The 26526-nt window shown below is 69.4% G+C and carries 20 protein-coding genes and 2 riboswitches; of the genes, 12 read left to right on the top strand and 8 right to left on the bottom strand.

Translation table 11 applies throughout. The features are described 5' to 3' along the window. Positions 1 to 2: 2 nt before the first annotated feature. A complete protein-coding gene (locus ACN22W_RS00805; RefSeq protein ID WP_129513406.1) occupies positions 3 to 2090 on the bottom strand; it encodes a UvrD-helicase domain-containing protein in 2088 nt (695 codons plus the stop codon). A 274-nt stretch (positions 2091 to 2364) separates the two neighbouring features. Here ACN22W_RS00805 and ACN22W_RS00800 point away from each other — a divergent pair, with 274 nt between their 5' ends. The 10 genes from ACN22W_RS00800 (at position 2365) to ACN22W_RS00755 (ending at position 15585) form a co-directional block, all read left to right on the top strand. Next, entirely contained in the window at positions 2365 to 3072 is a 708-nt protein-coding gene (locus ACN22W_RS00800; protein ID WP_193097419.1) for an SGNH/GDSL hydrolase family protein, read from the top strand. Positions 3073 to 3305: 233 nt separating this feature from the next. Next, a complete protein-coding gene (locus ACN22W_RS00795) occupies positions 3306 to 4358 on the top strand; it encodes an oxidoreductase (protein WP_412022700.1) in 1053 nt (350 codons plus the stop codon). A 158-nt stretch (positions 4359 to 4516) separates the two neighbouring features. Then, positions 4517 to 4879 (top strand): hypothetical protein, encoded by a 363-nt coding sequence (locus ACN22W_RS00790; protein WP_048247837.1) that lies wholly within the window; start codon positions 4517 to 4519, stop codon positions 4877 to 4879. A 113-nt stretch (positions 4880 to 4992) separates the two neighbouring features. Beyond that, positions 4993 to 5096, top strand: a riboswitch (glycine riboswitch). 31 nt (positions 5097 to 5127) lie between these two features. Then, positions 5128 to 5261, top strand: a riboswitch (glycine riboswitch). Positions 5262 to 5345: 84 nt separating this feature from the next. Next, a complete protein-coding gene (gene gcvT, locus ACN22W_RS00785) occupies positions 5346 to 6464 on the top strand; it encodes a glycine cleavage system aminomethyltransferase GcvT (RefSeq protein WP_129513403.1) in 1119 nt (372 codons plus the stop codon). Positions 6465 to 6580: 116 nt separating this feature from the next. Continuing rightward, complete coding sequence (gene gcvH, locus ACN22W_RS00780) at positions 6581 to 6961, top strand: glycine cleavage system protein GcvH (RefSeq protein ID WP_059232767.1); 381 nt, start codon at positions 6581 to 6583, stop codon at positions 6959 to 6961. Positions 6962 to 7026: 65 nt separating this feature from the next. Continuing rightward, positions 7027 to 9954: an aminomethyl-transferring glycine dehydrogenase gene (gene gcvP / locus ACN22W_RS00775; RefSeq protein WP_419685740.1), complete on the top strand. Its 2928-nt coding sequence runs from the start codon at positions 7027 to 7029 to the stop codon at positions 9952 to 9954. 151 nt (positions 9955 to 10105) lie between these two features. Further along, positions 10106 to 11248, top strand: coding sequence for an alginate lyase family protein (locus tag ACN22W_RS00770; protein WP_419685739.1), 1143 nt, complete (start codon positions 10106 to 10108; stop codon positions 11246 to 11248). 30 nt (positions 11249 to 11278) lie between these two features. Next, a complete protein-coding gene (locus ACN22W_RS00765) occupies positions 11279 to 12667 on the top strand; it encodes an L-serine ammonia-lyase (RefSeq protein WP_412022702.1) in 1389 nt (462 codons plus the stop codon). Between the two features lie 120 nt (positions 12668 to 12787). Beyond that, entirely contained in the window at positions 12788 to 14491 is a 1704-nt protein-coding gene (locus tag ACN22W_RS00760; protein ID WP_419685738.1) for a thiamine pyrophosphate-binding protein, read from the top strand. After that, complete coding sequence (locus tag ACN22W_RS00755; RefSeq protein WP_419685737.1) at positions 14488 to 15585, top strand: ADP-heptose--LPS heptosyltransferase; 1098 nt, start codon at positions 14488 to 14490, stop codon at positions 15583 to 15585. The genes ACN22W_RS00760 and ACN22W_RS00755 overlap by 4 nt, the downstream gene beginning before the upstream one ends. A gap of 48 nt (positions 15586 to 15633) precedes the next feature. Here the strand turns inward: ACN22W_RS00755 and ACN22W_RS00750 are convergent, their stop codons facing one another. The 3 genes from ACN22W_RS00750 to ACN22W_RS00740 form a co-directional block, all read right to left on the bottom strand. Further along, positions 15634 to 16668 (bottom strand): helix-turn-helix domain-containing protein, encoded by a 1035-nt coding sequence (locus ACN22W_RS00750; RefSeq protein ID WP_129513397.1) that lies wholly within the window; start codon positions 16666 to 16668, stop codon positions 15634 to 15636. Between the two features lie 200 nt (positions 16669 to 16868). After that, the gene (locus tag ACN22W_RS00745) at positions 16869 to 17420 is read right to left on the bottom strand and encodes a hypothetical protein (protein ID WP_419685735.1); all 552 of its coding nucleotides are present in this window, start codon (positions 17418 to 17420) and stop codon (positions 16869 to 16871) included. A gap of 168 nt (positions 17421 to 17588) precedes the next feature. Beyond that, positions 17589 to 19115: an aldehyde dehydrogenase family protein gene (locus ACN22W_RS00740; protein WP_193097411.1), complete on the bottom strand. Its 1527-nt coding sequence runs from the start codon at positions 19113 to 19115 to the stop codon at positions 17589 to 17591. 336 nt (positions 19116 to 19451) lie between these two features. Between ACN22W_RS00740 and ACN22W_RS00735 the strand changes: the two genes are divergently transcribed. Further along, a complete protein-coding gene (locus tag ACN22W_RS00735) occupies positions 19452 to 19880 on the top strand; it encodes a pyridoxamine 5'-phosphate oxidase family protein (RefSeq protein ID WP_419685733.1) in 429 nt (142 codons plus the stop codon). Positions 19881 to 19991: 111 nt separating this feature from the next. Here the strand turns inward: ACN22W_RS00735 and ACN22W_RS00730 are convergent, their stop codons facing one another. Then, the gene (locus ACN22W_RS00730; protein ID WP_419685731.1) at positions 19992 to 21605 is read right to left on the bottom strand and encodes an MFS transporter; all 1614 of its coding nucleotides are present in this window, start codon (positions 21603 to 21605) and stop codon (positions 19992 to 19994) included. A gap of 150 nt (positions 21606 to 21755) precedes the next feature. Between ACN22W_RS00730 and ACN22W_RS00725 the strand changes: the two genes are divergently transcribed. Beyond that, positions 21756 to 22640, top strand: a complete 885-nt coding sequence (locus ACN22W_RS00725) for a LysR family transcriptional regulator (RefSeq protein WP_419685730.1) — start codon at positions 21756 to 21758, stop codon at positions 22638 to 22640. Between the two features lie 10 nt (positions 22641 to 22650). On the opposite strand, the gene eutC is transcribed toward ACN22W_RS00725, so the two are convergent. From eutC to eat, 3 genes are all read right to left on the bottom strand, one after another. Further along, complete coding sequence (gene eutC, locus ACN22W_RS00720; RefSeq protein ID WP_419685728.1) at positions 22651 to 23442, bottom strand: ethanolamine ammonia-lyase subunit EutC; 792 nt, start codon at positions 23440 to 23442, stop codon at positions 22651 to 22653. Next, on the bottom strand, positions 23439 to 24836 hold the full coding sequence (locus tag ACN22W_RS00715; RefSeq protein WP_193097408.1) for an ethanolamine ammonia-lyase subunit EutB: 1398 nt from the start codon (positions 24834 to 24836) through the stop codon (positions 23439 to 23441). The genes eutC and ACN22W_RS00715 overlap by 4 nt, the downstream gene beginning before the upstream one ends. Positions 24837 to 24927: 91 nt before the next feature. Next, complete coding sequence (eat, locus tag ACN22W_RS00710) at positions 24928 to 26340, bottom strand: ethanolamine permease (protein WP_048247867.1); 1413 nt, start codon at positions 26338 to 26340, stop codon at positions 24928 to 24930. Positions 26341 to 26526 lie beyond the last annotated feature (186 nt).

The raw sequence follows: 26526 nt of genomic DNA, 5'->3' as shown, positions 1-26526 counted from the left end.
CATCACTTCTGCAGCAACGCCTTCAGGCTCGCGAGCCGGTCCTTCGGCGACATCGGCGCTTCTTCCGGCGTCGGCGGCGGCGCTTCGTCGAGCCCCATCTCGGGGATGAAGCGCGACGGTTCGCACACGACCGTCTCGCGCGCCCGCTTGCGCTTCTTGCACCAGTTCAGGTGCAGGCTGCGCTGCGCGCGCGTGATCGCAACGTACATCAGCCGGCGCTCCTCCTCGATCCGCTCGTTGTCGATCGGGCCGTCGTCCTCGCTGCCGCCGCGGTGCGGCATGATGCCCTCCTCGACGCCGACGAGGAACACGTGCGGATACTCGAGCCCCTTCGATGCATGGACGGTCGACAGCCGCACGGCGTCCGGATCCTCGTCCTTGCCCTCGAGCATCGACATCAGCGCGACGGTCTGGATCAGGCCGAGCAGGTTCTTGCCCGTATCGGCGAGCCCGTCCGCGTTGTGGAAACCTTCCGCCTCGCCGTCGACGGCCGCCGTCTCGGGCTTCGTGCCCTTGCGCTTCAGCCATTCGAGGAATTCGAGCACGTTCTGCCACTTCGACTGCGCCTGCCGCTCGTCGAATGCGTCGTACAGGTAGGCCTCGTAGTGGATCGCTTCCATCATGTCGTCGAGCACGACGGTCGCGGGTTCCTTGTCCGCGCGGTCGGTCAGGCGCTGGATGAAGTCGCAGAACATCCGCAGCGGCTCGATCTGACGCGCGGACAGCCGCGCCTCGATCCCGCCCATGTACACGGCTTCGAACAGCGACACCTTGGCCTGGCCCGCGAACGAGCCGAGCGCTTCGAGCGTCGTGTTGCCGATCCCGCGGCGCGGCGTCGTGACCGCGCGGATGAACGCGGGATCGTCGTCGGCGTTCGCGATCAGCCGCAGGTACGCGCACAGGTCCTTGATCTCGGCCTTGTCGAAGAACGACTGGCCGCCCGACAGCACGTACGGGATCCGCTCGCGCCGCAGCACCTGCTCGAAGATCCGCGCCTGGAAGTTGCCGCGGTACAGGATCGCGTAGTCGCGGAACTGCGCGCGCCGCTCGAACTTGTGCGCGGACAGCCGGAACACGACCGATTCGGCCTCATGTTCCTCGTCGTTGCACGACGTGACGGTGATCGAATCGCCCATCCCGTGCTCGGACCACAGCTTCTTCTCGAACAGCTTCGGGTTGTTCGCGATCACGTTGTTGGCGGCGGTCAGGATCCGCACCGTCGACCGGTAGTTCTGCTCCAGCTTGACCAGGTGCAGCTTCGGGAAATCCTTGCCGAGCTGCGCGAGGTTCTCGAGCGTCGCGCCGCGCCAGCCGTAGATCGCCTGGTCGTCGTCGCCGACCGCCGTGAACGCGGCGCGCGGGCCCGCGAGCTGCTTCAGCAGCTCGTACTGGCACGCGTTGGTGTCCTGGTATTCGTCGATCAGCAGGTAGCGCAGCTTGTTCTGCCAGCGGTCGCGCACCTGCTCGTTCTTCGCGAACAGCTCGGCGGGCAGGCGGATCAGGTCGTCGAAGTCGACCGCCTGGTACGCATGCAGCGTCGCGACGTAGTTGCGGTAGACCAGCGCGGCCTGATGCTCGTCCTCGTTGGCCGCGATCGCCATCGCCTCGTCGGGCATGATCAGGCCGTTCTTCCACAGCGAGATGATGCTCTGGATCTTGCGGATCAGCCCCTTGTCGGTCGTGCCGAGCTGCTCCTGGATCATCCCGAAGCAGTCGTCCGAATCCATGATCGAGAACTGCGGCTTCAGGCCGACGTGCTCGGCCTCCTGGCGCAGGATCTGCACGCCGAGCGAGTGGAACGTGCAGACGGTGAGCTGGTTGACGGGTACCTTGCGGCCTTCCTTGCCGGGCGTGGTGAGCGTCTTGCCCTCGAGCAGCTTCCCCACGCGCTCGCGCATTTCGGCGGCCGCCTTGTTCGTGAACGTGACGGCGGCGATGTGGCGCGGCTCGAAACCTTTCGCTTCGATCAGGTGCGCGATCTTCTGCGTGATCACGCGGGTCTTGCCGCTGCCCGCGCCGGCGAGCACGAGACAGGGACCGTCGAGGTAGCGCACCGCTTCGTTCTGGGCGGGATTGAGGCCTGCGGACATGATGGCGGATGGTGTTGCGGTTGACGGCGGAGCGCCGGGAGGATGCCGTGCGCGGCAGGCTGGCGAAGCAGGCAGACCGCAGGCAGGACGCGCATGTTAACACGTCGGCGACGCGCATTTCGGGAGCGCCGCCGGACGGGGCCGCGCGGGCGTACGGCCGGGCCGCACCCTGTCCGTTCGGCCAATCCGGCCCCGTTCGCGCATCGATCGGCCACAATATGCACACCCTCGGCGGCGCCTCGCGCCAGCCCGCATCAACCACCGGATCGACACCATGGGATACCCGCTCGCCACCGCCGCTCTCGGCCCGCTGCTGTTCGCGCAGGGGCGCTACGTGCGTCGCGTCACGCCGCGGCTGCCCGAGGCGGCCGGCCCGCGCGAGGGGGTTGCCGGCGACGGCCCGCCGCTGCGCGTGCTGGTGGTCGGCGATTCGGCCGCCGCGGGCGTCGGCGTCGCGACGCAGCACGACGCGCTGTCCGGGCACCTGGCGCGTGCGCTGGCGGCCACGCATCGCGTGAGCTGGAAGCTGCTCGCGCGCACGGGCCTCACCACGCGGGAGCTCGTCGACTGGCTGGCCGCCGAGCCGGCCGAACCGTTCGACGTGGCCGTGACGTCGCTCGGCGTCAACGACGTGACGGGCGGCGTGCCGCCGGCCCGCTGGCAGGCGCAGCAGGCCGAGCTCGTCCGGCTGCTCGCCGGGCGCTTCCAGGTCGGGCACGCGATCCTGTCGGCGGTGCCGCCGATGGAGCGCTTTCCGGCGCTGCCGCAGCCGCTCGCGTGGTATCTCGGGCGGCGCGCGAAGCGGCTCAACGCCGCGCTTACCGGCTGGGCCGCCACGCAGCCGCACTGCACGTTCCTGCGGGTGGCGCTGCCGCTCGAACGCCACCTGATGGCCGCCGACGGCTTCCATCCAGGCGAAGCCGCCTGCGCCGTCTGGGCCGAGCAGGTCGCGGCGGCCGTGCTGCGGCGGGCGCCCGCGTGACGCGGCACAACGCCCGCGCACCGACCGCCCGCCGCGCCGCCGGGCAGCCGGCCATGCGCACCCGGCGCGCGGGCCCGCGCAAAATGCCGGCTTCCCTTGCGCACGCGCCGCGCCCTCCCGCGCGTTTCGCCCAACGCCCCGGTGCAAGCGGCGGCGCCATGCCAAAATAGCCGGTCGTCTTCGCGCCGTCTCGGCGCGCCATCCTTTAGTTTCCTTCGTAGCCAGGGATTGCCATGTCGTCATTGCTCAGGATTGGTTTGATGGGTTTCGGTTTCGCCGGCGCGACGTTCCACGCGCCCGTGATCGCCACGAGCGGCCGCACCGAAGTGGCCGCGATCGCGACGGGTCAGCCCGAGCGCGCGCAAGCCGCGTATCCGGGCGCGCGCGTCGTCCCCGACCTCGACGCGCTGCTCGGCCTCGACGACATCGAGTGCGTGGTGATCGCCACGCCGAACGACACGCACTTCACGCTCGCCCGCAAGGTGCTCGAAGCCGGCCGGCACGTGGTCGTCGACAAGCCCGTCACGCTCACCGCCGACGAGGCGCTCGCGCTCGCCCGGCTCGCGAACGCGCGCAGCCGGCTGTTCGCGCCGTTCCACAACCGCCGCTGGGACGGCGACTTCCTCACCGTGCGCCGCGTCGTCGAATCGGGAGAGCTCGGCCGCCTGACCTACTTCGCCTCGCACTTCGACCGCTTCCGGCCGACGCCGCGCACGCGCTGGCGCGAGGAGCCCGCACGCGGCGGCGGCCTGCTGCTCGACCTCGGCCCGCACCTGATCGACCAGGCGCTCGCGCTGTTCGGCCTGCCGGAAACGGTGGCCGCGACCGTCAAGACGCGCCGCGAGAACGGCACGGCGCCCGATTTCGTGCACCTGCTGCTCGGTTATCCGGACAAGGACGTCGCGCTGCATGCGAGCGCGCTGTCGGCGATCGAACCCGCGCGCTTCACGCTGCACGGCACGCGCGGCAGCTACCAGAAGTTCGGGCTCGACACGCAGGAGGACCAGCTCAAGGCCGGCCTCACCGCGGACGACGTCGAATTCGGCGGCGGCAACCCGCCCGGCCTGTTGCGCGTGCTCGACGGCGACCTCGAGGTCGAGCGCCCGGTGCCGACGCTCGACGGCCAGTACGCGGAGTTCTACCGCGCGCTCGCCGCGTCGATCCGCGACGGCGCGCCGTTCCCGGTCACCGCGCAGGACGCCGTCGACGTGATGACGATCATCGAACTGGCCGCGCAGAGCGAGCACGACGGCCGCCGGCTGCCGTTCGTGCGCCGCACGGTCTGACACCGCGCGCCGGCCGGTTGCGGCCGGCCGGCACGCCGCGCTTGGATCAGCCGGAACATTCGGTTACAAATGCCGGGGGAACGAAAGTCAGCGGGTGACCGGTCTGACGCGTTTCTTAAAAAAAGTCGATCCGACACCAATCCGTCAGGAGAATGTTGATGCAACGGTTGATTCGCGCGGCAGTGTGCTGCGCCCTGGTTTCCTCGCTCGCGGCCTGTATCGTGCAGCCGCAGCAACCGGTCCGTCCGGCCCCCCCGCCGCGGCCGAATCCGCAAGTCGTCGCGAACGAGCGGATGCAACAGATCCAGGGCCGGATCGACAACCTGCACCGCCGCATCGATGCGCGCGTGAACGGCGGCTACTACCCGCCGCCCTATGGCGCGCAGCTTCACCATCGCCTCGACGTGATCCGCCAGGAAGCGAACGACATGTCGGCGCAGCACAGCGGCGGCCTGTCCGGCGACGAGCAGCGCGTGCTGAACCAGGAACTCGACACGGCCGCGCGCGCGATCGGCGAGTAACGCACCGGCGCCCGCCGGAGCGGAAAAAGCGGCGGCACGCGCTGCCGCCGCTTGTCGCGAAGCGACATTCTTTTGCTCAAATTGACAACGCCAACCTGCTCGCGTACAGTCGCCCGCACGCGTCGGGAGAGCGTGTGGCCGCGTTGCTGAAACGCCGGTCGCGCCGCCGAAGGGGCACACCCGCAAACTCTCAGGCAAAAGGACCGACCGCGTCGGGGAATCCCGTCCGCGCATTGCGCGGGCCGCACTCCCCGCACTCTGGAGAGCGGCAGTAGCCCGCTGCGCACATGCTGCGCGGGCAAGCTGCCCACCGAAGGGGCGCGCGTTCACCGGGCTTGGCCCGCAACGCAATCTCTCAGGTATCGAGGACAGAGGGGCATGTACCGGATCGCTCGCGCGCCATGGGCCGCGGCGGACGGCACATGGCCGTTCTGATCCGCGCGCAAGCGCCTTGCCTGAGGCCTCGATGACTGCACTGAATCACACCCCGCTCAACGCCGCGCACCGCGCGCTCAATGCCCGCATGGTCGACTTCGGCGGCTGGGACATGCCCGTCAACTACGGCTCGCAGATCGAAGAGCACGAAGCCGTGCGCACCGACGCCGGCATGTTCGACGTGTCGCACATGTGCGTCGTCGATTTCACCGGCAGCCGCGTGCGCGCGTTCTTCGAGCATGCGATCGCGAACAACGTCGGCAAGCTCAAGACGCCCGGCAAGGCACTCTACTCGTGCCTGCTCAATCCGCAGGGCGGCGTCATCGACGACCTGATCGTCTATTACTTCACCGAAGACTTCTTCCGCGTCGTCGTCAACGCCGGCACCGCCGAGAAAGACATCGCGTGGTTCAACCAGCTGAACGAGCAAGGCGGCTACGGCCTCACGATCGCGCCGCGCCGCGATTTCGCGATCGTCGCCGTACAGGGCCCGAACGCCCGCGAAAAGGCCTGGGCGACGGTGCCCGCCGCGCGCGCCGCCACGAGCGAGCTGAAGCCGTTCAACGCCGCGCAGGTCGCCGGCACGCCGTTCGGCGATCTCACCATCGCGCGCACCGGCTATACCGGTGAAGACGGCTTCGAGGTGATCGTCCCGGCCGTGCACGTCGAGGCGCTGTGGCACGCACTGCAGCAAAACGGCGTGCGCCCGTGCGGGCTCGGCGCGCGCGACACGCTGCGCCTCGAGGCCGGCATGAACCTGTACGGCCAGGACATGGACGACAACGTCTCCCCGCTCGACGCGGGCCTCGCCTGGACGGTCGACCTCAGCGCGCCGCGCGACTTCGTCGGCCGCGCCGCGCTCGAGCGCGACGGCTCGCGCGCCGCGTTCGTCGGCCTGATCCTGCAAAAGGAAAACGGCAAGGCGGGCGGCGTGCTGCGCGCGCACCAGAAGGTCGTCACGCCGCACGGCGAAGGCGAAATCACGAGCGGCACGTTCTCGCCGTCGATGCAGGAATCGATCGCGTTCGCACGCGTGCCGGCAGCCGTCCAGATCGGCGACACGATCCAGGTGCAAATTCGAGACAAGAATCTTCCCGCGCGCGTGGTAAAACTGCCGTTCGTGCGCAACGGCAAGGTCCTCGCTGCGTAACGGCCGGGGGGCCTGCCTCCCGGGAAGCCGGGAGATGGCGCCCGGCGCAACCACACCCGGCGTGCCCCGGTGGCGCGCCAGCAAAACGAACAAACCCCTTTTATCAGGAGCATCCGATGAGCAACGTCCCGGCCGATCTGAAGTACACCGACGAACACGAGTGGATCCGCACTGAAGCCGACGGCACGCTGACGATCGGCATCACCGATCACGCGCAGAACACGCTCGGCGACATCGTTTTCCTCGAACTGCCGCCCGTCGGCAAGCAAGTGAAGGCAGGCGACGCGATCGGCGTCGTCGAATCCGTGAAAGCCGCGTCGGACATCTATTCGCCGGTGTCGGGCGAGGTGGTCGCGATCAACGCGGACGCAGTCGACACGCCGGAAGAGGTGAACAGCGACGCGTACGACACGTGGCTGTTCAAGATCAAGCTCGCGGCCGGCGCATCGACCGACAGCCTGCTCGACGCTGCCGCCTACTCCAAGCTGATCGACTAATTTCCTTACCCGAACCGCGCGGGGCCGGTCAGCCGCCCCGTCCCGCGCGGGACCAGAGTCACGCCATGAAGCTCGAACACCCGGACCGCCTGATGAACCGCACGCCCCTCTCGCTCGCCGCGCTCGAAACGCACGACGCGTTCGCCGAACGCCACATCGGCCCCGACGCCGCCAGCCAGCAGGCCATGCTCGACACGCTCGGCTTTGCGTCGCGCGCCGCCCTGATGGACGCCGTGATCCCGGCCTCGATCCGCCGCGCCGAAACGCTGCCGCTCGGCCCGTTCGCGCAGCCGAAGAGCGAGGCTGAAGCCCTCGCCGCGCTGCGTGTTCTCGCGGACAAGAACCAGGTGTTCCGCTCGTATATCGGTCAGGGTTACCACGACACGCACACGCCGGCCGTCATCCTGCGCAACGTGCTCGAAAACCCGGCGTGGTACACGGCCTACACGCCGTACCAGCCCGAAATTTCCCAGGGTCGCCTCGAGGCGCTCCTGAACTTCCAGCAGATGGTGGCCGACCTCACGGGCCTCGCGATCTCGAACGCGTCGCTGCTCGACGAGGCCACCGCTGCGGCCGAGGCGATGACGCTGCTGCAGCGCACCGGCAAGCCGACGTCGAACGTGTTCTACGTCGCCGACGACGTGCTGCCGCAGACGCTCGAAGTGATCCGCACGCGCGCGCTGCCGGTCGGCATCGAAATCAAGACGGGCCCGGCCGCCGACGCGGCACAATCGAACGCGTTCGGCGTGCTGCTGCAATACCCGGGCGTGAACGGCGACGTGCGCGACTACCGCGCACTCACCGACGCGATCCATGCGGCCGGCGGCCACGTGGTGGTCGCGGCCGACCTGCTCGCGCTCACCGTGCTGACGCCGCCCGGCGAATGGGGCGCGGACGTCGCGATCGGCAACACGCAGCGCTTCGGCGTGCCGATGGGCTTCGGCGGCCCGCACGCCGCGTATCTCGCGGTGCGCGACGAATTCAAGCGCCAGATGCCGGGCCGCCTCGTCGGCGTGACGGTCGACGCGCAGGGCAAGCCCGCGCTGCGCCTCGCGCTGCAGACGCGCGAACAGCACATCCGCCGCGAGAAGGCGACGTCGAACGTGTGTACCGCGCAGGCGCTGCTCGCGATCATGGCCAGCATGTACGCGGTCTACCACGGTCCGCACGGGCTGAAGACGATCGCGCTGCGCGTGAACCGCATCGCGGCGCTGCTCGCCGCCGGCGTGAAGCAGCTCGGCTTCGCGACCGTCAACGACACGTTCTTCGACACGCTGACGATCGACACCGGCGCGCGCACCGCGCAGGTTCATGAATTCGCGAAGGCGAAGCGCATCAACCTGCGCCGCGTGAGCGACACGCAAGTCGGCGTGTCGGTCGACGAAACGACGACGCGTGACGACCTCGCCGATCTCCTCGCCGTGTTCGCGCAGGCAGCCGGCGGCACCGCGCCGGCCGTCGACGCGCTGGACGCGGGCCTCGGCGGCGTCGCCGCGCTGCCGGCCGGCCTCGAGCGTACGAGCGCGTACCTGACGCACCACGTGTTCAACCGCCACCATTCCGAAACCGAAATGCTGCGCTACCTGCGCAGCCTGTCGGACAAGGATCTCGCGCTCGACCGCTCGATGATCCCGCTCGGCTCGTGCACGATGAAGCTGAACGCGACGTCGGAAATGCTGCCCGTCACGTGGCCCGAATTCGGCGGCATCCACCCGTTCGCACCGGCCGAGCAGACCGTCGGCTACCGCGAGATGATCGACCAGCTCGAGCAGATGCTCGTCGCGGCCACCGGCTACGCGGCCGTGTCGCTGCAGCCGAACGCGGGCTCGCAGGGCGAGTACGCGGGCCTGCTGATCATCCACGCGTACCACGCATCGCGCGGCGAGAGCCACCGCGACATCTGCCTGATTCCGGCGTCCGCGCACGGCACGAACCCGGCATCCGCGCACATGGCCGGCATGAAGGTCGTGGTCGTCGCGTGCGATGCGCAGGGCAACGTCGACATCGCGGACCTGAAGGCGAAGGCCGACGAGCACGCGAAGGACCTCGCGGCGATCATGATCACGTATCCGTCGACGCACGGCGTGTTCGAGCAGAACGTCCGCGAGATCTGCGAGATCGTCCATGCGCACGGTGGCCAGGTGTACGTCGACGGCGCGAACATGAACGCGATGGTCGGCCTGACCGCACCGGGCCAGTTCGGCGGCGACGTGTCGCACCTGAACCTGCACAAGACCTTCTGCATCCCGCACGGCGGCGGCGGCCCGGGCGTCGGCCCGGTCGCGGTCGGCGCGCACCTCGCGAAGTTCCTGCCGAACCAGCGTTCGACCGGCTACTCGCGCGACGAAAACGGTATCGGCGCGGTGTCGGCCGCCCCGTACGGCTCGGCGTCGATCCTGCCGATCTCGTGGATGTACATCGCGATGATGGGCGCGAAGAACCTGACCGCCGCGACAGAAACCGCGATCCTCAACGCGAACTACATCGCGAAGCGTCTCGCGCCGCACTACCCGGTGCTGTACTCGGGCCCGGGCGGGCTGGTCGCGCACGAATGCATTCTCGACCTGCGTCCGATCAAGGAAACGAGCGGCATCAGCGTCGACGACGTCGCGAAACGCCTGATGGACTACGGCTTCCACGCGCCGACGATGAGCTTCCCGGTGCCGGGCACGCTGATGGTCGAGCCGACCGAATCGGAATCGCAGGAAGAGCTCGACCGCTTCATCGCCGCGATGATCGCGATCCGCGACGAAATCCGCGCGGTCGAGGAAGGCCGCGCCGATCGCGAGGACAACCCGCTGCGTCACGCGCCGCACACGGCGGCCGTCGTCACCGCGAACGAATGGCCGCACGCGTACTCGCGCGAGCAGGCTGCGTACCCGGTCGCATCGCTCGGCACGAACAAGTACTGGCCGCCGGTCGGCCGCGCGGACAACGTCTACGGCGACCGCAACCTGTTCTGCTCCTGCGTGCCGATGTCGGAATACGCATAACGCGCGCCAGGTCCGGAGCCGTCCGATGGTGATCGCACCGCACGCAACTCCGTGTTGCGTGCGGTTTTTGCGTTCGCCGCTCGAACCGGTTCACGTTCGTCCGCCAATCCGGCTAACATCACACGCGATCCAGCCAATGAAGGAGTTCCGCATGGTGCGTCCGATGTTTCCGGGCCATGGTGCAATGCAGGGGCGACCGCGCACGCATGGGCGCCGCTTCGTGCCGATGCTCGTCGCGTCCTTGTCGTTCGCCGCTGCCGGCCTCGGCGCGGCCGGCAGCGCGCGCGCGGCGATGAATTTCTGCGCGGCGCCGGCACTGCAGGCGAGCGAGACGACGCAGGCCGAGCCGGGCGTGCAGGCGCTGATCCGCAGCGTCGACGCGCGCATCGGCGAGCAGCCGAAGGCGATGCCGCGCGTGCACACCGAGGGCACGCTGCCGCACGAAGGTATCTACGACCAGAGCGCGGCCGCGCTGAAGGACCTCGACCTGATGCGCGACGCGGCGCTCGCGTGGCGCGTGACGAACGCGCCGCGCTACCTGCAGCTCGTCGACCGGTTCCTGTCCGCGTGGGTCGCGACCTATCAGCCGAGCTTCAATCCGATCGACGAGACGCGCTTCGAAAGCCTGATCGTCGCGTACGACATGACCGCGAGCGCGCTGCCGGTGAAGACCCGCAACGCGACGGCCGCGTTCATCGCGAAGCTCGGCGCCGGTTATGTCGCGCAGATCGACGCGCAGAAGCGCCCGCTCACCGGCACGTGGCGCAACAACTGGCAAAGCCACCGGATCAAGCTGATCGCGCTGTCCGCGTTCACGCTCGGCGACCGCAAGATGATGAACGCCGCGCAGCGGCTGTTCGTCGAGCATCTCGCCGACAACATCGGCCCGGACGGCAAGACGTGGGACTTCGAGGAGCGCGATGCGCTGCACTACGCCGTCTACGACCTGCAGCCGCTGGTGACGGCCGCGCTCGCCGCGCGCCGCTTCAACCGCAACTGGCTGCGCGAGCGGGGCGCGAACGGCGCGACGCTCGCCGCCGCGCTCGACTGGCTCGTGCCCTATGCGCTCGGCGAGAAGACTCACGAGGAATTCGTGAATTCGCCGGTGCCGTTCGACGCGAAACGCCGCGAGGCCGGCCTGCCGGGCTACACGGGGCAGTGGGACCCGAAAAACGCCACCGAACTCTTTCATCTGGCCGCGCGGCTCGACGGGCGTTATGCCCGCGTCGCGCAGCAACTCTCCCCAACGCCGCCCGCATGGCTCGCCGCGTGCCTGCCATTGCAGGCGCGCTAGTACTACTCTTAAAGCAAGGCAGGAATCGAAATGGCAGTCAGCGTGTTTGACCTCTTCAAGATCGGCATCGGCCCGTCCAGCTCGCATACGGTCGGACCCATGCGCGCGGCGCTGATGTTCGTCCAGAGCCTCGAGCGCGACGGGCTGCTCGACGCGACCGCCCACGTGAAGGTCGAGCTGTACGGCTCGCTCGGCGCGACCGGCAAGGGCCACGGCACCGACCGCGGCGTGATGCTCGGCCTGCTCGGCGACGCGCCCGACACCGTCGATCCCGAAACCATCGACGCGCGGCTCGAAGAAGTCCGCAAATCGAAGCAACTCGCGCTGCTCGGCACGCATCCGGTGCCGTTCGTGCTGAAGGAGAACATCGCGTTCTACCGCCAGGCGCTGCCCGAGCACCCGAACGGCATGAAGCTGCGCGCGAGCGACGCGAACGGCGCGGTGCTGGTCGAGCGCACCTACCTGTCGGTCGGCGGCGGCTTCGTCGTGACGGCCGGCGCGCCGAACACGAAGGTGCTGAGCGCGGCCGAGCAGATGACACACCCGTTCCGCAGCGGCGCGGAGCTGCTCGCGCTGACCGAATCGACCGGCAAGTCGATCGCGCAGCTGATGTGGGAAAACGAGCGTGCGTGGCACACCGAGGACGAGACGCGCGACGGGCTGCTGAAGATCTGGGCCGTGATGCAGTCGTGCGTGTCGCGCGGCTGCGGGATCGGCAACCCCGATGCCGACGGCAACCTGCCCGGTCCGTTCCAGGTCAAGCGCCGCGCGCCGCAGCTGTACCGCACGCTGACGGGAAGCCCGGAGCGCGCGCTGCAGGACCCGCTGTCGATGATCGACTGGATCAACCTGTACGCGATCGCGGTCAACGAGGAAAACGCCGCCGGCGGCCGTGTCGTCACCGCGCCGACCAACGGCGCGGCCGGCATCATCCCGGCCGTGCTGCACTACTACACGCGCTTCACGCCCGGCGCGAACGAACAGGGTGTGATCGACTTCCTGCTGACGGCCGCCGCGATCGGCATTCTTTACAAGCTCAACGCATCGATCTCGGGCGCGGAAGTCGGCTGCCAGGGCGAAGTGGGCGTCGCGTGCTCGATGGCGGCCGGCGCGCTCGCGGCCGTGCTCGGCGGCACGCCGCACCAGGTCGAGAACGCGGCCGAAATCGGGATGGAACACAACCTCGGCCTCACCTGCGACCCGGTCGGCGGGATGGTGCAGATCCCGTGCATCGAGCGCAACGCGATGGCGTCGGTGAAGGCCGTCAACGCGGCGCGCATGGCGCTGCGCGGCGACGGCTCGCACTACGTGTCGCTCGACTCCGTGATCAAGACGATGCGCGAGACGGGCGCCGACATGAAGACGAAGTACAAGGAAACGTCGCGCGGCGGCCTCGCGGTCAATATCGTCGAGTGCTGATGCGGTAACGGCGGCGCGCGCTCGTTGCGGCGCGCCGTCAACCTGTTCGTTCCGACACTATTCAGCGCCCCGCCAACGGGCGTAAGCTGTACGTCCCGCTACCCAGGGAGACGGCAGCCCATGTCGCATTCCAAGGATCTCGAGCCGCGCGCCACCACCGGTGCGCGACTGCTCGTCGATGCGTTGCTCGCCAATCACGTCGAACGCGTATTCTGCGTGCCGGGCGAGAGTTTCCTCGCCGTACTCGATGCGCTGGCGGACGACACCGCGCGCATCCAGACGGTCGTCTGCCGCCACGAGGCGGCCGCCGCGAACATGGCCGAGGCGGTCGGCAAGCTGACCGGCCACCCCGGCATCGCGTTCGTCACGCGCGGGCCCGGCGCGACGCACGCGTCGATCGGCGTGCACACCGCGCTCCAGGATTCGACGCCGATGATCCTGTTCGTCGGCCAGTGCGCGCGCGAGCACCTCGACCGCGAAGCCTTCCAGGAAATCGACTACCGCCGGATGTTCGGCCAGATGGCGAAGTGGGTCGCGCAGATCGACGATCCGCGCCGCATCCCCGAATACCTGAGCCACGCGTTCCACGTCGCGACGTCCGGCCGGCCCGGCCCGGTCGTGCTCGCGCTGCCGGAGGACGTACTGTCCGAAGTGTGCGCGGCGCAGCCCGCCGTGCCGGCCGCGAAACGCGTCGCGGCGGCGCCGTCCGCCGCGCAGATGGACGAGCTGCGCGAGCGGCTCGCGCGCGCGGAACGGCCGTTCGCGATCGTCGGCGGCAGCGGCTGGACACCCGAGGCGTGCGCGAACCTGCGCACCTTCGTCGAGCGCTGGCAACTGCCGGTCGCATGCGCATTCCGCTATCAGGACACGATCGACAACGCGCACCCGAACTATGCGGGCGACGTCGGGCTCGGGATCAACCCCGCGCTCGCGAAGCGCATCCGCGACGCCGACCTGCTGCTCGTGATCGGGCCGCGCCTCGGCGAAGCGACCACCGGCGGCTACACGCTGCTCGACATCCCGAAAACACGCCAGACGCTGATCCACGTGCACCAGGGCGCGGACGAGCTCGGCCGCGTGTATGCGGCCGACCTGCCGATCGTGTCGGGGATGCCCGAAATCGCCGCGCCGCTCGCCGCGCTCGAACCGCCCGAGCGCCCGGCCTGGGCCGGCGCGGCCAACGACGCGCATCACGCGTACCGCGAATGGCATGCGCCGCTGCCGATGCCCGGCGACGTCCAGCTCGGCGACGTGATGGTGCAGCTGCGCGAGCGCCTGCCGCATGACGCGATCCTGACCAACGGCGCAGGCAACTACGCGATCTGGCTGCATCGCCACTTCGCGTACCGGCACTTCCGCTCGCAGCTCGCGCCGACGAGCGGCGCGATGGGTTACGGGATTCCCGCCGCGCTCGCCGCGAAGTTGCTGTACCCGTCGCGTGCGGTCGTCGCGCTTGCGGGCGACGGCTGCTTCATGATGGCCGGCAACGAACTCGCGACCGCAATGCAGTACGGGCTGAACATCGTCGCGATCGTCGTCAACAATGGGCATTTCGGCACGATCCGCATGCATCAGGAGCGCAACTACCCGGGCCGCGTGCATGGCACGGGGCTCACGAATCCCGATTTCGCCGCGTATGCGCGCGCGTTCGGCGCACATGGCGAGACGGTCGAGCGCACCGCCGATTTCGCACCCGCGCTCGAGCGCGCGCTGACCTGCGGGCTGCCCGCGCTGATCGAGATCCGCATCCCGCAGGACGCCAGCACCCCGGCCGCGACGCTCGAACAGATCCGCGAACAGGGCCGCCGCGCACGCGGCGGATGACGGTGGCCACGCGCAGCGCGCCGCCCGGCATCGCGCTCGCGCACGACGACGCGCTCGTGCTCCCCGGCACGCTGCTCGCGCCGGACGGCACGCTCGTCGCGCCTTACGACATCGAGCACGGCGACGCGCGCGCCGTCGGCCACGTGCCGGCCGCGGCCGCGCTCGGCCTGCTGCACGCCGCGCACCGGCCGTTCCGGCTCGACTACGACCGCGCAAGCGATGTGCACGTGATCAACGGCATGGGCGTCACGCTCGGCGATTCGGTGATCGGGCTGACCGCACTCGCCGCGCTGCGCGCGGCGCATGCGGGCCTGCGCTTCACGCTGTACCGGCCGGCCCGCGCACCGCGCCATGTCGACGCGCTGTATGCGCTCGCGGCCGACGTCGTCGCGCCGTCACGCGCGCTGCCGTGCCCCGCCGACGTGCTGCCTGCCGATGCGCCGTGCATCGACGTCGGCAATCACCTGTACTGGCCCGCGTTCGCACGGCTGCCGATGATCGATTTCTTCCTCGACGCGCTCGGCGTCGACCCGGCCACCGTGCCGGCCGCCGAGAAGCGCAACCGCTGGCTCGCGCGGCTGCCGCTGCCCGCGCTGCCGGCCGCATGGCAGCGGCCGTACGTGCTGTTCTGTGCGAGCGCGAGCACCGCGGTGCGCAGCGTGCCGCCCGCGCTGCGCGCGGCGTTCGTGGAGATGCTCGTGCAACGCTACGGGCTACCGGTGGCCGGGTTCGGGCCCGTTGCGCATCCGGCTTACGTCGACGTGAGCGGCGACGCGGCCGACACCGCGCGGTTCATTGCCTGGGTCAAGGGCGCCAGCCTGCTGTTCGCGCCCGACACGGCCGCGCTGCACCTCGCCGACGGTTTCGACGTGCCGACGCTCGCCTGCTTCACGACGATCGGGCCGGCGCTGCGCGCGCGCGACTATCCGCATTGCGTGCCGGTCACGCTCGACCTGCCGGCCGAATTGCACGGGATGCATCGCAGCGAACGGCCGGACGATCTCGCGGCGGTTGAAGCCGCGTATCGCGCGGTCGACTGGGATAAGCTCGCGTGGCCCGCGCTGCGCGAAGCGGCGGCGACCACCACCGGATAACGGAACAGGACGCGGCAGCCGGCCGGTAGGCCGAAGGCGCCGCCGTCGTCACCCCGCCGCGACCATCACCGCGCGATCGCGCAGCGTCTCCGACGGCCGCTTGCCGAACAGCCGCCGGTAATCGGTCGCGAACTGGCTCAGATGCCAGAAGCCCCACGCCTCCGCGACATCCTGCACCGAGCCGGCCGCGCGACCGCACAGGTCGCGCCGCGCGCCGTTCAGCCGCAGCGTGCGCAGATAGGTCGCGGGCGCCATCCCGAGCACGTCCTGGAAGCAGTACTGCAGCGTGCGCCGGCTCACGTGCAACTGCTCGCACAGCTCGGGCACGCCGACCGGGCGCGTGCGGTGCGCGAGCACGTAGTCGCGCGCCTGCTCGACGATCCAGCGGCGCGTCGACGGCGTGCGGCCCGCGCCATCGTCGCCCGGTTGCGTGCACGCATCGAACAGCGCGGCAAGCACCTCGGCCTGCAGCTCGTCGCGCTGCGCATCGGGCAGCGGGCCGGCCACGGCCACCGCGCCGTCGAGCCGGCGGCCGAGCAGCGCACACAGGCGCGCGAGCCGCGCATCGCCGACCTGCATCACGCGCTGCGTGAACAGCTGCTCGTCGAGCGCGCGGTGTTCGACCTCCTCCGCATAACGACGCAGCACGTCGCCACGCACGACGACGCCGTAGATCGAAAACTGCGCGGGCGTCACCAGTTCGAATTCGACGTTGCCGGGCCGGAACGCGAGCGCGCCGGGCCCGATGCGACACGCATCGACGCGCGCCGTGCCATCGCACACGAGCGGAATGCCGAACCAGTACGCATCGCCGCGCACCTCGCACGCCTGACGCAGCAGGTGGCTCGTCGATTCGCGAAACAGCTTCATCGTGTCGAGCGGCAGCTCGGTCAGCGTGCCGACGAAACGGCCGGCCGCGAGCTGGTCGTAGGTCTGCCGCCAGCCGATCAGGTTGCGTGCCTGCTCGTCCGCATCGTGCGCGACGCTGACGACGGCCTGCCCGGCCAGCGCATCGTCGCCCTGCGCGTTGCGCCGCGTGTCTTCGGCGGTCGGTTCTTCGATATACGCCACGTGTTGATCCATCGTGTCCTCCCTCACCTGCCCGGAACCGCGTTTGTCACGCAAGTCCCGTGCCGAACCGTGCGGCCCGGCAACCAGCCCGTCATTCCACGCTGCCCGGCCGGTGCGCGCCATACGGGCGCACCCGGACGCGGCGCGCGGCGCACGCCGCCGGTGCGATCCGCGCGACGACCGCGCATGCGCGTCGCCGCTTGTTACCGAGGCTATCGACTACCGGCTGCCGGCCGTAGCCGCACGACCCGCGTGCCGCAGTTGCCGTACGCCTGCGCGACCGCCAGCTCGACGATCGTGCTGCCGGCCGGCCAGGGCGCCGCGTCGGCTTCCGGCAGATCGGCACGCAGCGTGGCGCGGCCGTTGATCCGGTAGCGGATGCCGCGCATGAAATCGACGAACAGCAACCCGACACCGCTGCCGTCGCACGCTGCCGCGTCGATCCGGCCAGCGCCGCCCTGTGCGGGCAACGCGAACCGCAGCGTCTTCGTGTCGATCACGCGGACCACGGGCAACAGCTCGCCGCGCGCGTCGCGCAGGCTCTGCACGATGTCGCAGGTCACGCTCGTACGAGCGCCGCACGCGGTGCCGATGAACATGAACGGCTGCGATTCGACGAATTGCCGCACGCCGATGCTCACGCGCGTCGTCACCACGTCGCTCATCCGCTCGGCTTCGTCGGCGACGCCGAAACGGTGCTGCGCGTCGAGTTCGCCCGCGTGGAATACGGGGTGGCACGCAAAGGATCGGGGCAGTTCTGTCATGCTGGTTTCCGTCACGCGCGTCCGCACGCCACGCCGCCGCGAACACGCGACGGCCGGTATCGTTTCCAGCGCGGGCCGCGACACTGCGCGGCCGACGCCGGCTGCCGGATGTCGAAATCGAACAGGGCGAAGTGCCGGATGACCGGCACTTCGCCACCGTGTCGGCGATCAGAAGAACCCGAGCGCCTCGGCCTGATAGCTGACCAGCAGGCACTTCGTCTGCTGATAGTTCGACAGCGCCATCTTGTGCGTCTCGCGGCCGATCCCCGACTGCTTGTAGCCGCCGAACGCCGCATGCGCGGGGTACAGGTGGTAGCAGTTGGTCCACACGCGGCCGGCCTCGACCTCGCGGCCCATCCGGTACGCACGCGTGCCGTTGCGCGTCCACACGCCCGCGCCGAGCCCGTAGAACGTGTCGTTCGCGAGTTCGATCGCGTCCTGCTCGTCCTTGAACGTCATCACCGACGCAACCGGCCCGAAGATCTCTTCCTGGAACACGCGCATCTTGTTGTTGCCGAGCAGCATCGTCGGCTTCACGTAGTAGCCCGTGCCGAGTTCGGCGGCCGGCGCCGTGCGCTCGCCGCCCGTCAGGCATTGCGCGCCTTCGCCGCGGCCGATGTCGATGTACGACAGGATCTTGTCGAGCTGCTGCTGCGACGCCTGCGCGCCGATCATCGTCTGCAGGTCGAGTGGGTGACCGGACTTGATGCGCTCGACGCGCGCGACAGCTTTCTCGATGAAGCGTTCGTAGATTGATTCCTGGATCAGGATGCGCGACGGGCACGTGCACACTTCGCCCTGGTTCAGCGCAAACATCGCGAGCCCTTCGAGCGCCTTGTCGAGGAACGCGTCGTCCTGGTCGAGCACGTCGGCGAAGAAGATGTTCGGGCTCTTGCCGCCCAGTTCGACCGTCGACGGGATCAGGCTGTCGGCCGCCGCGCGCAGGATGTGCTTGCCGACCGGCGTCGAACCCGTGAACGCGATCTTCGCGATCCGCTTGCTGGTCGCGAGCGCTTCGCCCGCTTCCTTGCCGAAGCCGTTCACGATGTTGATCGTGCCGGCCGGGAACAGGTCGCCGATCAGTTCCATCAGCACGAGCACCGACGCGGGCGTCTGCTCGGCCGGCTTCATCACGACGCAGCAGCCGGCCGCGAGCGCCGGCGCGAGCTTCCACGCGGCCATCAGCAGCGGGAAGTTCCACGGGATGATCTGGCCCACGACGCCGAGCGGCTCGTGGAAGTGATACGCGACGGTGTTGTCGTCGATTTCGGAAATGCCGCCTTCCTGCGCGCGAATGCAGCCCGCGAAATAGCGGAAGTGGTCGATCGCGAGCGGCAGGTCGGCCGCCATCGTCTCGCGCAGCGGCTTGCCGTTGTCGATCGTCTCGGCCACGGCCAGCAGCTTCAGGTTCTTTTCCATCCGCTCGGCGGCGGCGAGCAGCAGGTTCGCGCGCTCGGCCACGGACGTCTTGCCCCACTTGCGGCGCGCGGCATGCGCGGCGTCGAGCGCCAGCTCGATATCGTCGGCACCCGAGCGCGGCACGCGGCAGAACGGCTGGCCGTTGATCGGCGACACGTTCTCGAAATACTCGCCCTTCACCGGCGCCACCCACTTGCCGCCGATGTAGTTGTCGTACTGCTGACGGTACGGGTATTCGACGTCGAGGCCCAGTTGCTTCAGGTCAAACGGGTTCATACATGTCTCCTGTTCATCGTGCTTGTGTGAGTACAGCGCCGGTTGGACCGCGCTGCACTCGTTTACGCAACATGCGTGCCAATCAGGACGGGAGCGAAACGGAAGCAGCGCGACCGCGGCCGGCTCGGGTGGGCGCCGTACCGTGGCCGCGCATGCAGCACGGCGAGTGTGCCGATTCTGAACACCGCGACTGCGCAGCGGCGTGGCCGGTGTTCGAAACTTCCACAGTGGGTGTGCCGGGCGGCACGGGCAGGCGGGCGGCGCCGCGTGGCATGTCGCTTGCGTGCGAATCGCGCATCCTGTCCACACGCAACGGCGTTCGCGCCGATCGACCCCATGAGCGACCCCGGCCCCCTGACCGACGACGCCGTCGCGTTCATCCGCGAGCAGGCGTTCCTGATCGTCGCGACCGCCGACGCGGCGGGCGACAGCGATTGCTCGTACCGCGGCCGCCAGCCGCGCGCCGACGGCTCGTTCGCGCCGCTGGTTGACCTGCCCGACTGCCGCACGCTCGTGCTGCCCGACTTCGCGGGCAACAACCTGTTCAACACGATCGGCAACCTGCTGGTGAATCCGGCCATCGCGCTGCTGTTCGTCGATTTCGTGCGCCAGACGACCTGGCTCGTGCAGGGGCGCGCGACGATCGACGAGGATGCGGGAAGCCGCGCGCATCTGTGGCCCGACGCGAAGCGCTATGTGGTGGTCGCGGTCGAACGGGCGCAAGCGCGTGCCGATGCGGCACTGCCGCCGCTCGTGTTGGCGTGATGCGATGAGCGCAGCGTCGGCGTGCGGATGCCGGTCACGATGAAACACGACGGCGCGACGGCTGCGATGGCCGAAGCGCCATGCTGCTCGACGACTCGATAACGCAACCGCTCAGCCCCCGTGCGTCTCCACGCAGGCCGGTTCGATCCGGCTGCGTGCCGGCACGTCGGCATGCGCATGCCCGTCCGTGTCGTCGCCCGTTTCGGCGGCCACCGGCCGTTCACCGAGAAACACGAACACCACCACCGCGCACAACACCGTGACGACGGCCAGCCCGGTCAGCAGCCGGTCGAACGCATGCGTATAACTCGCGAGCAGCGCCGCATGGCCGACGCCCGGCAGCGCGGCCGCGGCGCCGGCGAGATCGCCGGTCGCGAGCCGCGCGGCCGCACGCAGCGTCGCGTCGGGCGTGCCGGCGGCGCCGGCCGCCTGCCGTAGCCCCGTCTGCGCGAGCGCGGCCAGCACCGCACCGACGATCGCGAGCGCGATCCCCTCGCCGGCCACGCGCGTCGTGCTGAAGATGCCTGTCGCCATCCCCGCGCGCTCCTTCGGCACGACGCTCACCGACAGCCCGTCCATCAGCCCCCACGGCATGCCGGCCCCGACGCCGATCGCGAGCATCGGCGCGATCGCCGCAGGCCCCGCGCCGCCGCGCAGCGCGATGCCGAGCCACACGAGCCCGGCCGCCGCGACCAGCAGCCCGAGCCCCGAGATCACGCCGGCCGACAGCCAGCGCGTAAGCGTCGCCGCGACGAGCGGCACGACCAGCATCGGCGCGGAGATCGCGAGCATCAGCCAGCCGGCGTCGATTTCGCTGAAGCCGTCGATGCCGATGAAGCGCAGCGGCAGCACGACGAGCAGCACGATGTAGCAGCAGCAGGTCGACACCGGCAGCACCTGCACGCCGACGAAGCGCGCGATGCGGAACAGCGACAGGTCGAGCATCGGCCGCGCGACGCGCGTCTCGATCATCACGAACGCACACGCGCCGAGTGCCGCGCCGGCCAGCAGCACGATCACGAGCGGGCTCGACCAGCCGCGCGCGGGCGCCTCGATCACGCCGAACGTGAACAGCGTCAGCGCGGCGGTGAACGCGGCCGTGCCGGGCCAGTCGAGCCCGGTCGCATGCGGATCGCGCGACTCGTGCATGCGCGGCAGCCCGAACACCAGCGACAGCACGCCGGCCACCGCGCCCGTCACGAAGATCGCGCGCCAGCCGTAATGCCCAATCAGGACACCGGCCAGCACCGGCCCGAACGCGAGCCCGATGCCGAAAGTCGTGCCGAGCAGGCTGAACGCACGCGTGCGCGCCGCGCCGTCGAATTCCTGCGCGAGCGCCGCCGTGCCGCCCGCGAGCGCCGCGGCCGCCGCGAGCCCTTGCGCGGCGCGCAGCAGGTCGACCGCGAGCATCGACGGCGCGAAGGCGAGCGCGGCCGACATCAGCGTGAAACCGCCGACGCCGATCGCGAACACGCGCTTGCGGCCGAACTGGTCGGCCAGCGCGCCCGCCGCCATCAGGAAGCTGCCGAACGCGAGCATGAACGCGTTGGTGATCCAGTTCATCGCGACCGGGCCGCCGTGCAGGTCGCGGCCGATCGCCGGCGTCGCGACCGCGCCGCCCGAAAACGACAGCGGCAGCGCGACGGCGGCCATGCAGACGGCGGCCAGCACCCACGCGCGCCGGCGCGCCGACACGGCTGAAGCGTCTGAAAACGGGTGATCCATCATCGCTCCTCGAAAAGCCGGCGCGGATGCGCCGTTGGAGCGACAGAAGATAAATCCGATTCAATCCTCGAAAAACCACGCTAAGTTCCGCATATAACGGACTAAAATTCCGCAATTCATCCAGCCACCCGCATCGACGCACGCACTTCGATGGAAAACCTGACCGGCATCGTCGCCTTCGTCCGCACCGCCGACGCGCTCAGCTTCGTCGCGGCCGGCCGCACGCTCGGCATCTCGGCGTCGGCGGTCGGCAAGACGATCGCGAAACTCGAACTGTCGCTCGGCGTGCGCCTGTTCAACCGCACGACGCGGCGCGTCACGCTGACCGACGAAGGGCGGCACTTCTACGAACGCTGCCAGCAAATCCTCGAGGATTTCCGCGATGCCGAAGCGACCGTGACGGCATCGGCACAGCGCCCGCGCGGCAAGCTGCGCGTGAGCCTGCCGGTGATCGGCTACCGCTTCCTGCTGCCCGTGCTGCCCGAATTCCGGCAGCGCTACCCGGACGTCGAACTCGATCTGGATTTCAACGACCGGATGGTCGACGTCGTCGAAGGCGGCTTCGACGCGGTGATCCGCAGCGGCCCTTTGTCGGATTCGCGCCTGATGTCGCGGCGGCTCGGCCCGTTCGCGTTCGTGCTGTGCGCGACGCCCGCGTATCTCGCGCAGGCCGGCACGCCGCGCACGCCGCACGATCTCGAAGCGCACGATTGCGTGCGCTACTGCTTCCCGACCACCGGCAAGCTGCAGGACTGGGCGCTCGCGGCCGCCGACGGCACGCCGCTGAAGCTGCGCACCGCGATGACCTGCAACAACATGGAAGCGCTGCGCGGCACCGTGCTCGCGGGGCTCGGCATCGGCTACATGCCCGACTTCCTCGCGCGCGACGCGCTCGAACACGGCGCGCTCGTCACCGTGCTCGACGACTACCGGATCGCACCGGGGCAATTCTCGATCGTGTGGCCGTCGAGCCGGCAGTTGTCGCCGAAGCTGCGCGTGTTCGTCGATTTTCTGTGCGAGCGGCTGTTCAAGTAGCCGCGCGCCGTCACCCCGCCCCGATCCGCTCCGTGTCGGACGGCGGCAGCAGCGCATCGCTGTCGTCCTTCAGCCCGACGCCCGTCAGCTGGAGCCGGCGCGCATGCGTCATCAGGTAATGCAGCTTGTGCGCGGCGGCCGCGTGCGGCAGCCCTTCGGGCCGCACGTTCGAAATGCAGTTGCGCAGCGCATCGTGGCAGCCGACTTTCGGCGCCCACGTGAGGTACACGCCGAGGCTATCGGGCGAGCTGAGCCCCGGCCGTTCGCCGATCAGCATCGCGACGACCTTCGCGCGCAGCAGTTCGCCGATCTCGTCGCCGAGCGCGACGCGCGCCTGCGTCGCCACCACCACCGGGCCGATCCGCCAGCCGTCCGTGTCCAGCCTCGATCGCACGGCCTGCAGCAGCGGCAGCGCCTGCTTCGCGGCCGCGAACGCAGACAGCCCGTCGCCGACCACGAACACGACGTCCGGCGCATCGTCGAGCGCCGCGCCGTGAGCGGCCAGCAGCGCGCGCCCTTCGTCGGACAGCTTGCGGCCGAGATCGGGCCGGCGCAGGTAATGCTGGCGATCGGGCGCGGCACTCTGCACGCCGAGCGTCGCGAAGCCGGCCGCGCCGAGCTCGGCCCGCAGCGCATCCGCGTCGAGCGGCTGATGCACGGCGTCGCGCGCCTGCGCGTGCGACAGGTTGAACGCGAGCAGCGGCGCGGTCGGCAGGCTGTTGCCCGCGCGACCGAGCGCGATCCGCGCGTTCGTGAACGACTTCAGCTGCGCCCACGGGTTCTTTTCGACGGCGTCGCTCATGCCGAAATCCCCATCCAGTCGTTCGCGCCCGCCAGCAGCGGCACGCGCGACGTCGCGGCGCGCAGCGCGCCGTGCGCGTCGGCGATCTCCATCGTCTCCAGCCACTCCTCGAACTCCGGCGCGCGGCGCAGGCCGAGCACCTCGCGCACGTAGAGCTGGTCGTGGAACGACGTGCTCTGGTAGTTCAGCATCACGTCGTCCGCGCCCGGAATCCCCATGATGAAGTTGATGCCGGCCGCGCCCAGCAGCGTGAGCAGCGTATCCATGTCGTCCTGATCGGCTTCCGCGTGGTTCGTGTAGCAGATGTCGCAACCCATCGGCACGCCGAGCAGCTTCCCGCAGAAGTGATCCTCGAGCCCCGCGCGGATGATCTGCTTGCCGTCGTACAGGTATTCGGGGCCGATGAAGCCGACCACCGTGTTCACGAGGAACGGCTCGAACTTGCGTGCAACCGCATACGCACGCACCTCGCAGGTCTGCTGGTCGACGCCGTGATGCGCGTTCGCCGACAACGCGCTGCCCTGGCCCGTCTCGAAGTACATCAGGTTGTTGCCGACGGTGCCGCGCTTGAGCGACAACGCGGCCTCGCGCGCCTCGCCGAGCAGCGCGAGCGAGATCCCGAAGCTCGCGTTCGCCTTCTCGGTGCCCGCGATCGACTGGAACACGAGATCGACCGGCGCACCCTTCTCGATCGCCGCGATCGTGTTGGTCACGTGCGTGAGCACGCACGACTGCGTCGGCACGCCATAGCGTTCGCGGAACCCGTCGATCATCGCGAGCAGCTTCACGATCGCCGCGAGGCTGTCGGTTGCCGGGTTGATGCCGATCATCGCGTCGCCGCAGCCGTACATCAGCCCGTCGAGCATCGACGCGGCGATGCCCTTCACGTCGTCGGTCGGGTGGTTCGGCTGCAGCCGCACCGACATCCGGCCGGCCAGCCCGACCGTGTTGCGAAAGCGCGTGACCACGCGGCGCTTGCGCGCGGCCGCGATCAGGTCCTGGTTGCGCATCAGCTTCGACACGGCCGCGACCATCTCGGGCGTGAGGCCCGGCGCGATCCGTTCGAGCGCCGCGCCGTCGGCCGCGGGCGACAGCAGCCAGTTGCGGAAATCGCCGACCGTCAGGTGCGAGATTTCCGCGAACGCCTGCGCGTCGTGATCGTCGACGATCAGGCGCGTGACTTCATCGTCTTCATACGGAATCACCGCTTCGTTCAGGAACGCCTTCAGCGGCACGCCCGCGAGCGCGATCTTCGCGGCCACGCGTTCCTCCTCGCTCGCCGCCGCGACACCGGCGAGCTGGTCGCCGGAACGCAGCGGGCTCGCCTTCGCGAGCAGCGTCTTCAGGTCCGCGAAGCGGTACGTGCGCGGACCGATCGTCTCCGTGTAGGACATCGTGCGAGTCTCCTTGCCAAAAGCCGACGGCGCGCCCGTTCGACGGGGCGCGCCGGATGCCGTCAGGAACGGCCGTTCACCTTCACCCTGCTCACTCCTCCAGCAGCGCGTCGCCCGGCGCACTCTCGCGCTGCGAACGGGTCGCGAGGAAGTACGCGTAGCCGAACGCGAGGAAGCCGAGGAACACCAGCGCGACCAGCCCGTTGAAGTACACCATCGTACCGAGACAGATGACCGCTGCAACGATCGCGAATGCCGGGAAGATCGGGTACAGCGGCGCGCGGAACGGCCGCGCCATGTTCGGCTGCGAGCGGCGCAGCTTGAACAGCGACGCCATGCTGACGATATACATCACGATCGCACCGAACACCGACATCGTCACGATATTCGCGGTCAGCGTCTGCCCGCCGAACTGGATCAGCTCGTCGCTGTAGATCGCCGCGATGCCGATCACGCCGCCCGCGAGGATCGCGCGATGCGGGGTCTTGAAGCGAGGATGCACCTTCCCGAGCCACTCCGGCAGGTAGCCTTCGCGGGCCAGCGCGAAGATCTGGCGCGAATAGCCGAGGATGATCCCGTGGAACGATGCGACGAGCCCGAACAGCCCGAGCCACACGAGCATGTGCATCCAGCCGCTGTTCGCGCCGACGATGTACTTCATCGCCTGCGGCAGCGGATCGTTGATGTTCGCGAGCTTGGTCCAGTCGCCCGCGCCGCCGGCGAACACCATCACGCCGATCGCGAGCGCGACGAGGGTCAGGATCCCGGCCACGTAGGCGATCGGAATCGAGCGCTTCGGGTTCTTCGCTTCCTCGGCGGCCATCGCGACGCCCTCGATCGCGAGGAAGAACCAGATCGCGAACGGGATCGCCGCGAACATCCCGTGGAATGCGCCGACGCTGAAATGATCGGCGCCCGACCAGCCGCCCTTCATGAAGTTGCTCCACGCGAAGCCCGGAGACACGACGCCCATGAACACCAGCAGTTCGAAGATCGCGAGCAGCGTGACGACGAGCTCGAAGGTCGCGGCGATCTGCACGCCGACGATGTTCAGCGCCATGAACACGAGATACGCGCCCATCGCCGCATGCTTCGGCTCGAGGCCCGGAAACTGCACGTGCAGGTACGCGCCGATCGCGAGCGCGATCGCCGGCGGCGCGAACACGAACTCGACGAGCGTCGCGGCGCCGGCGAGATAACCGCCGGTCGGGCCGAACGCGCGGCGTGCATACGCGAACGGGCCGCCCGCGTGCGGGATCGACGTCGTCAGCTCGGTGAAGCTGAAAATGAAGGTCGTGTACATCGCCGCGACGAACAGCGCGGTGATGACGAAGCCCAGCGTACCGGCGCTCGCCCAGCCATAGCTCCAGCCGAAGTATTCGCCGGAAATCACGAGACCGACCGCGATGCCCCACAGTTGCCAGGTCCCGAGCGTCTGCTGCAGCGCGGGCTGGCCGGACGACTTGGCGCCGGCGGCGGGCCGGCCATTCGACTCTGCTTTCATCGGACTTTCTCCTCAAAGGCGCCGGGCCTGTCGGCGTGCGCGACTGAGAATCGATGCTAGAGAGTCATTAAACGACGTGTTATCGAAATTCGGCAAAGATCGCGGGTTACGTTTCGCTGACGGAAACGCCGGCCACGATCGTCGCCATGGCCGTCCGGCCGCACGACGCGGCCGGACCACCGGCAC

It is taken from the genome of Burkholderia theae (assembly GCF_048565265.1).
Classification (GTDB): domain Bacteria; phylum Pseudomonadota; class Gammaproteobacteria; order Burkholderiales; family Burkholderiaceae; genus Burkholderia; species Burkholderia theae.
The sequence above is the reverse complement of the archived record's forward strand: the minus strand, read 5'-3'. Positions and strand labels throughout refer to the sequence as shown.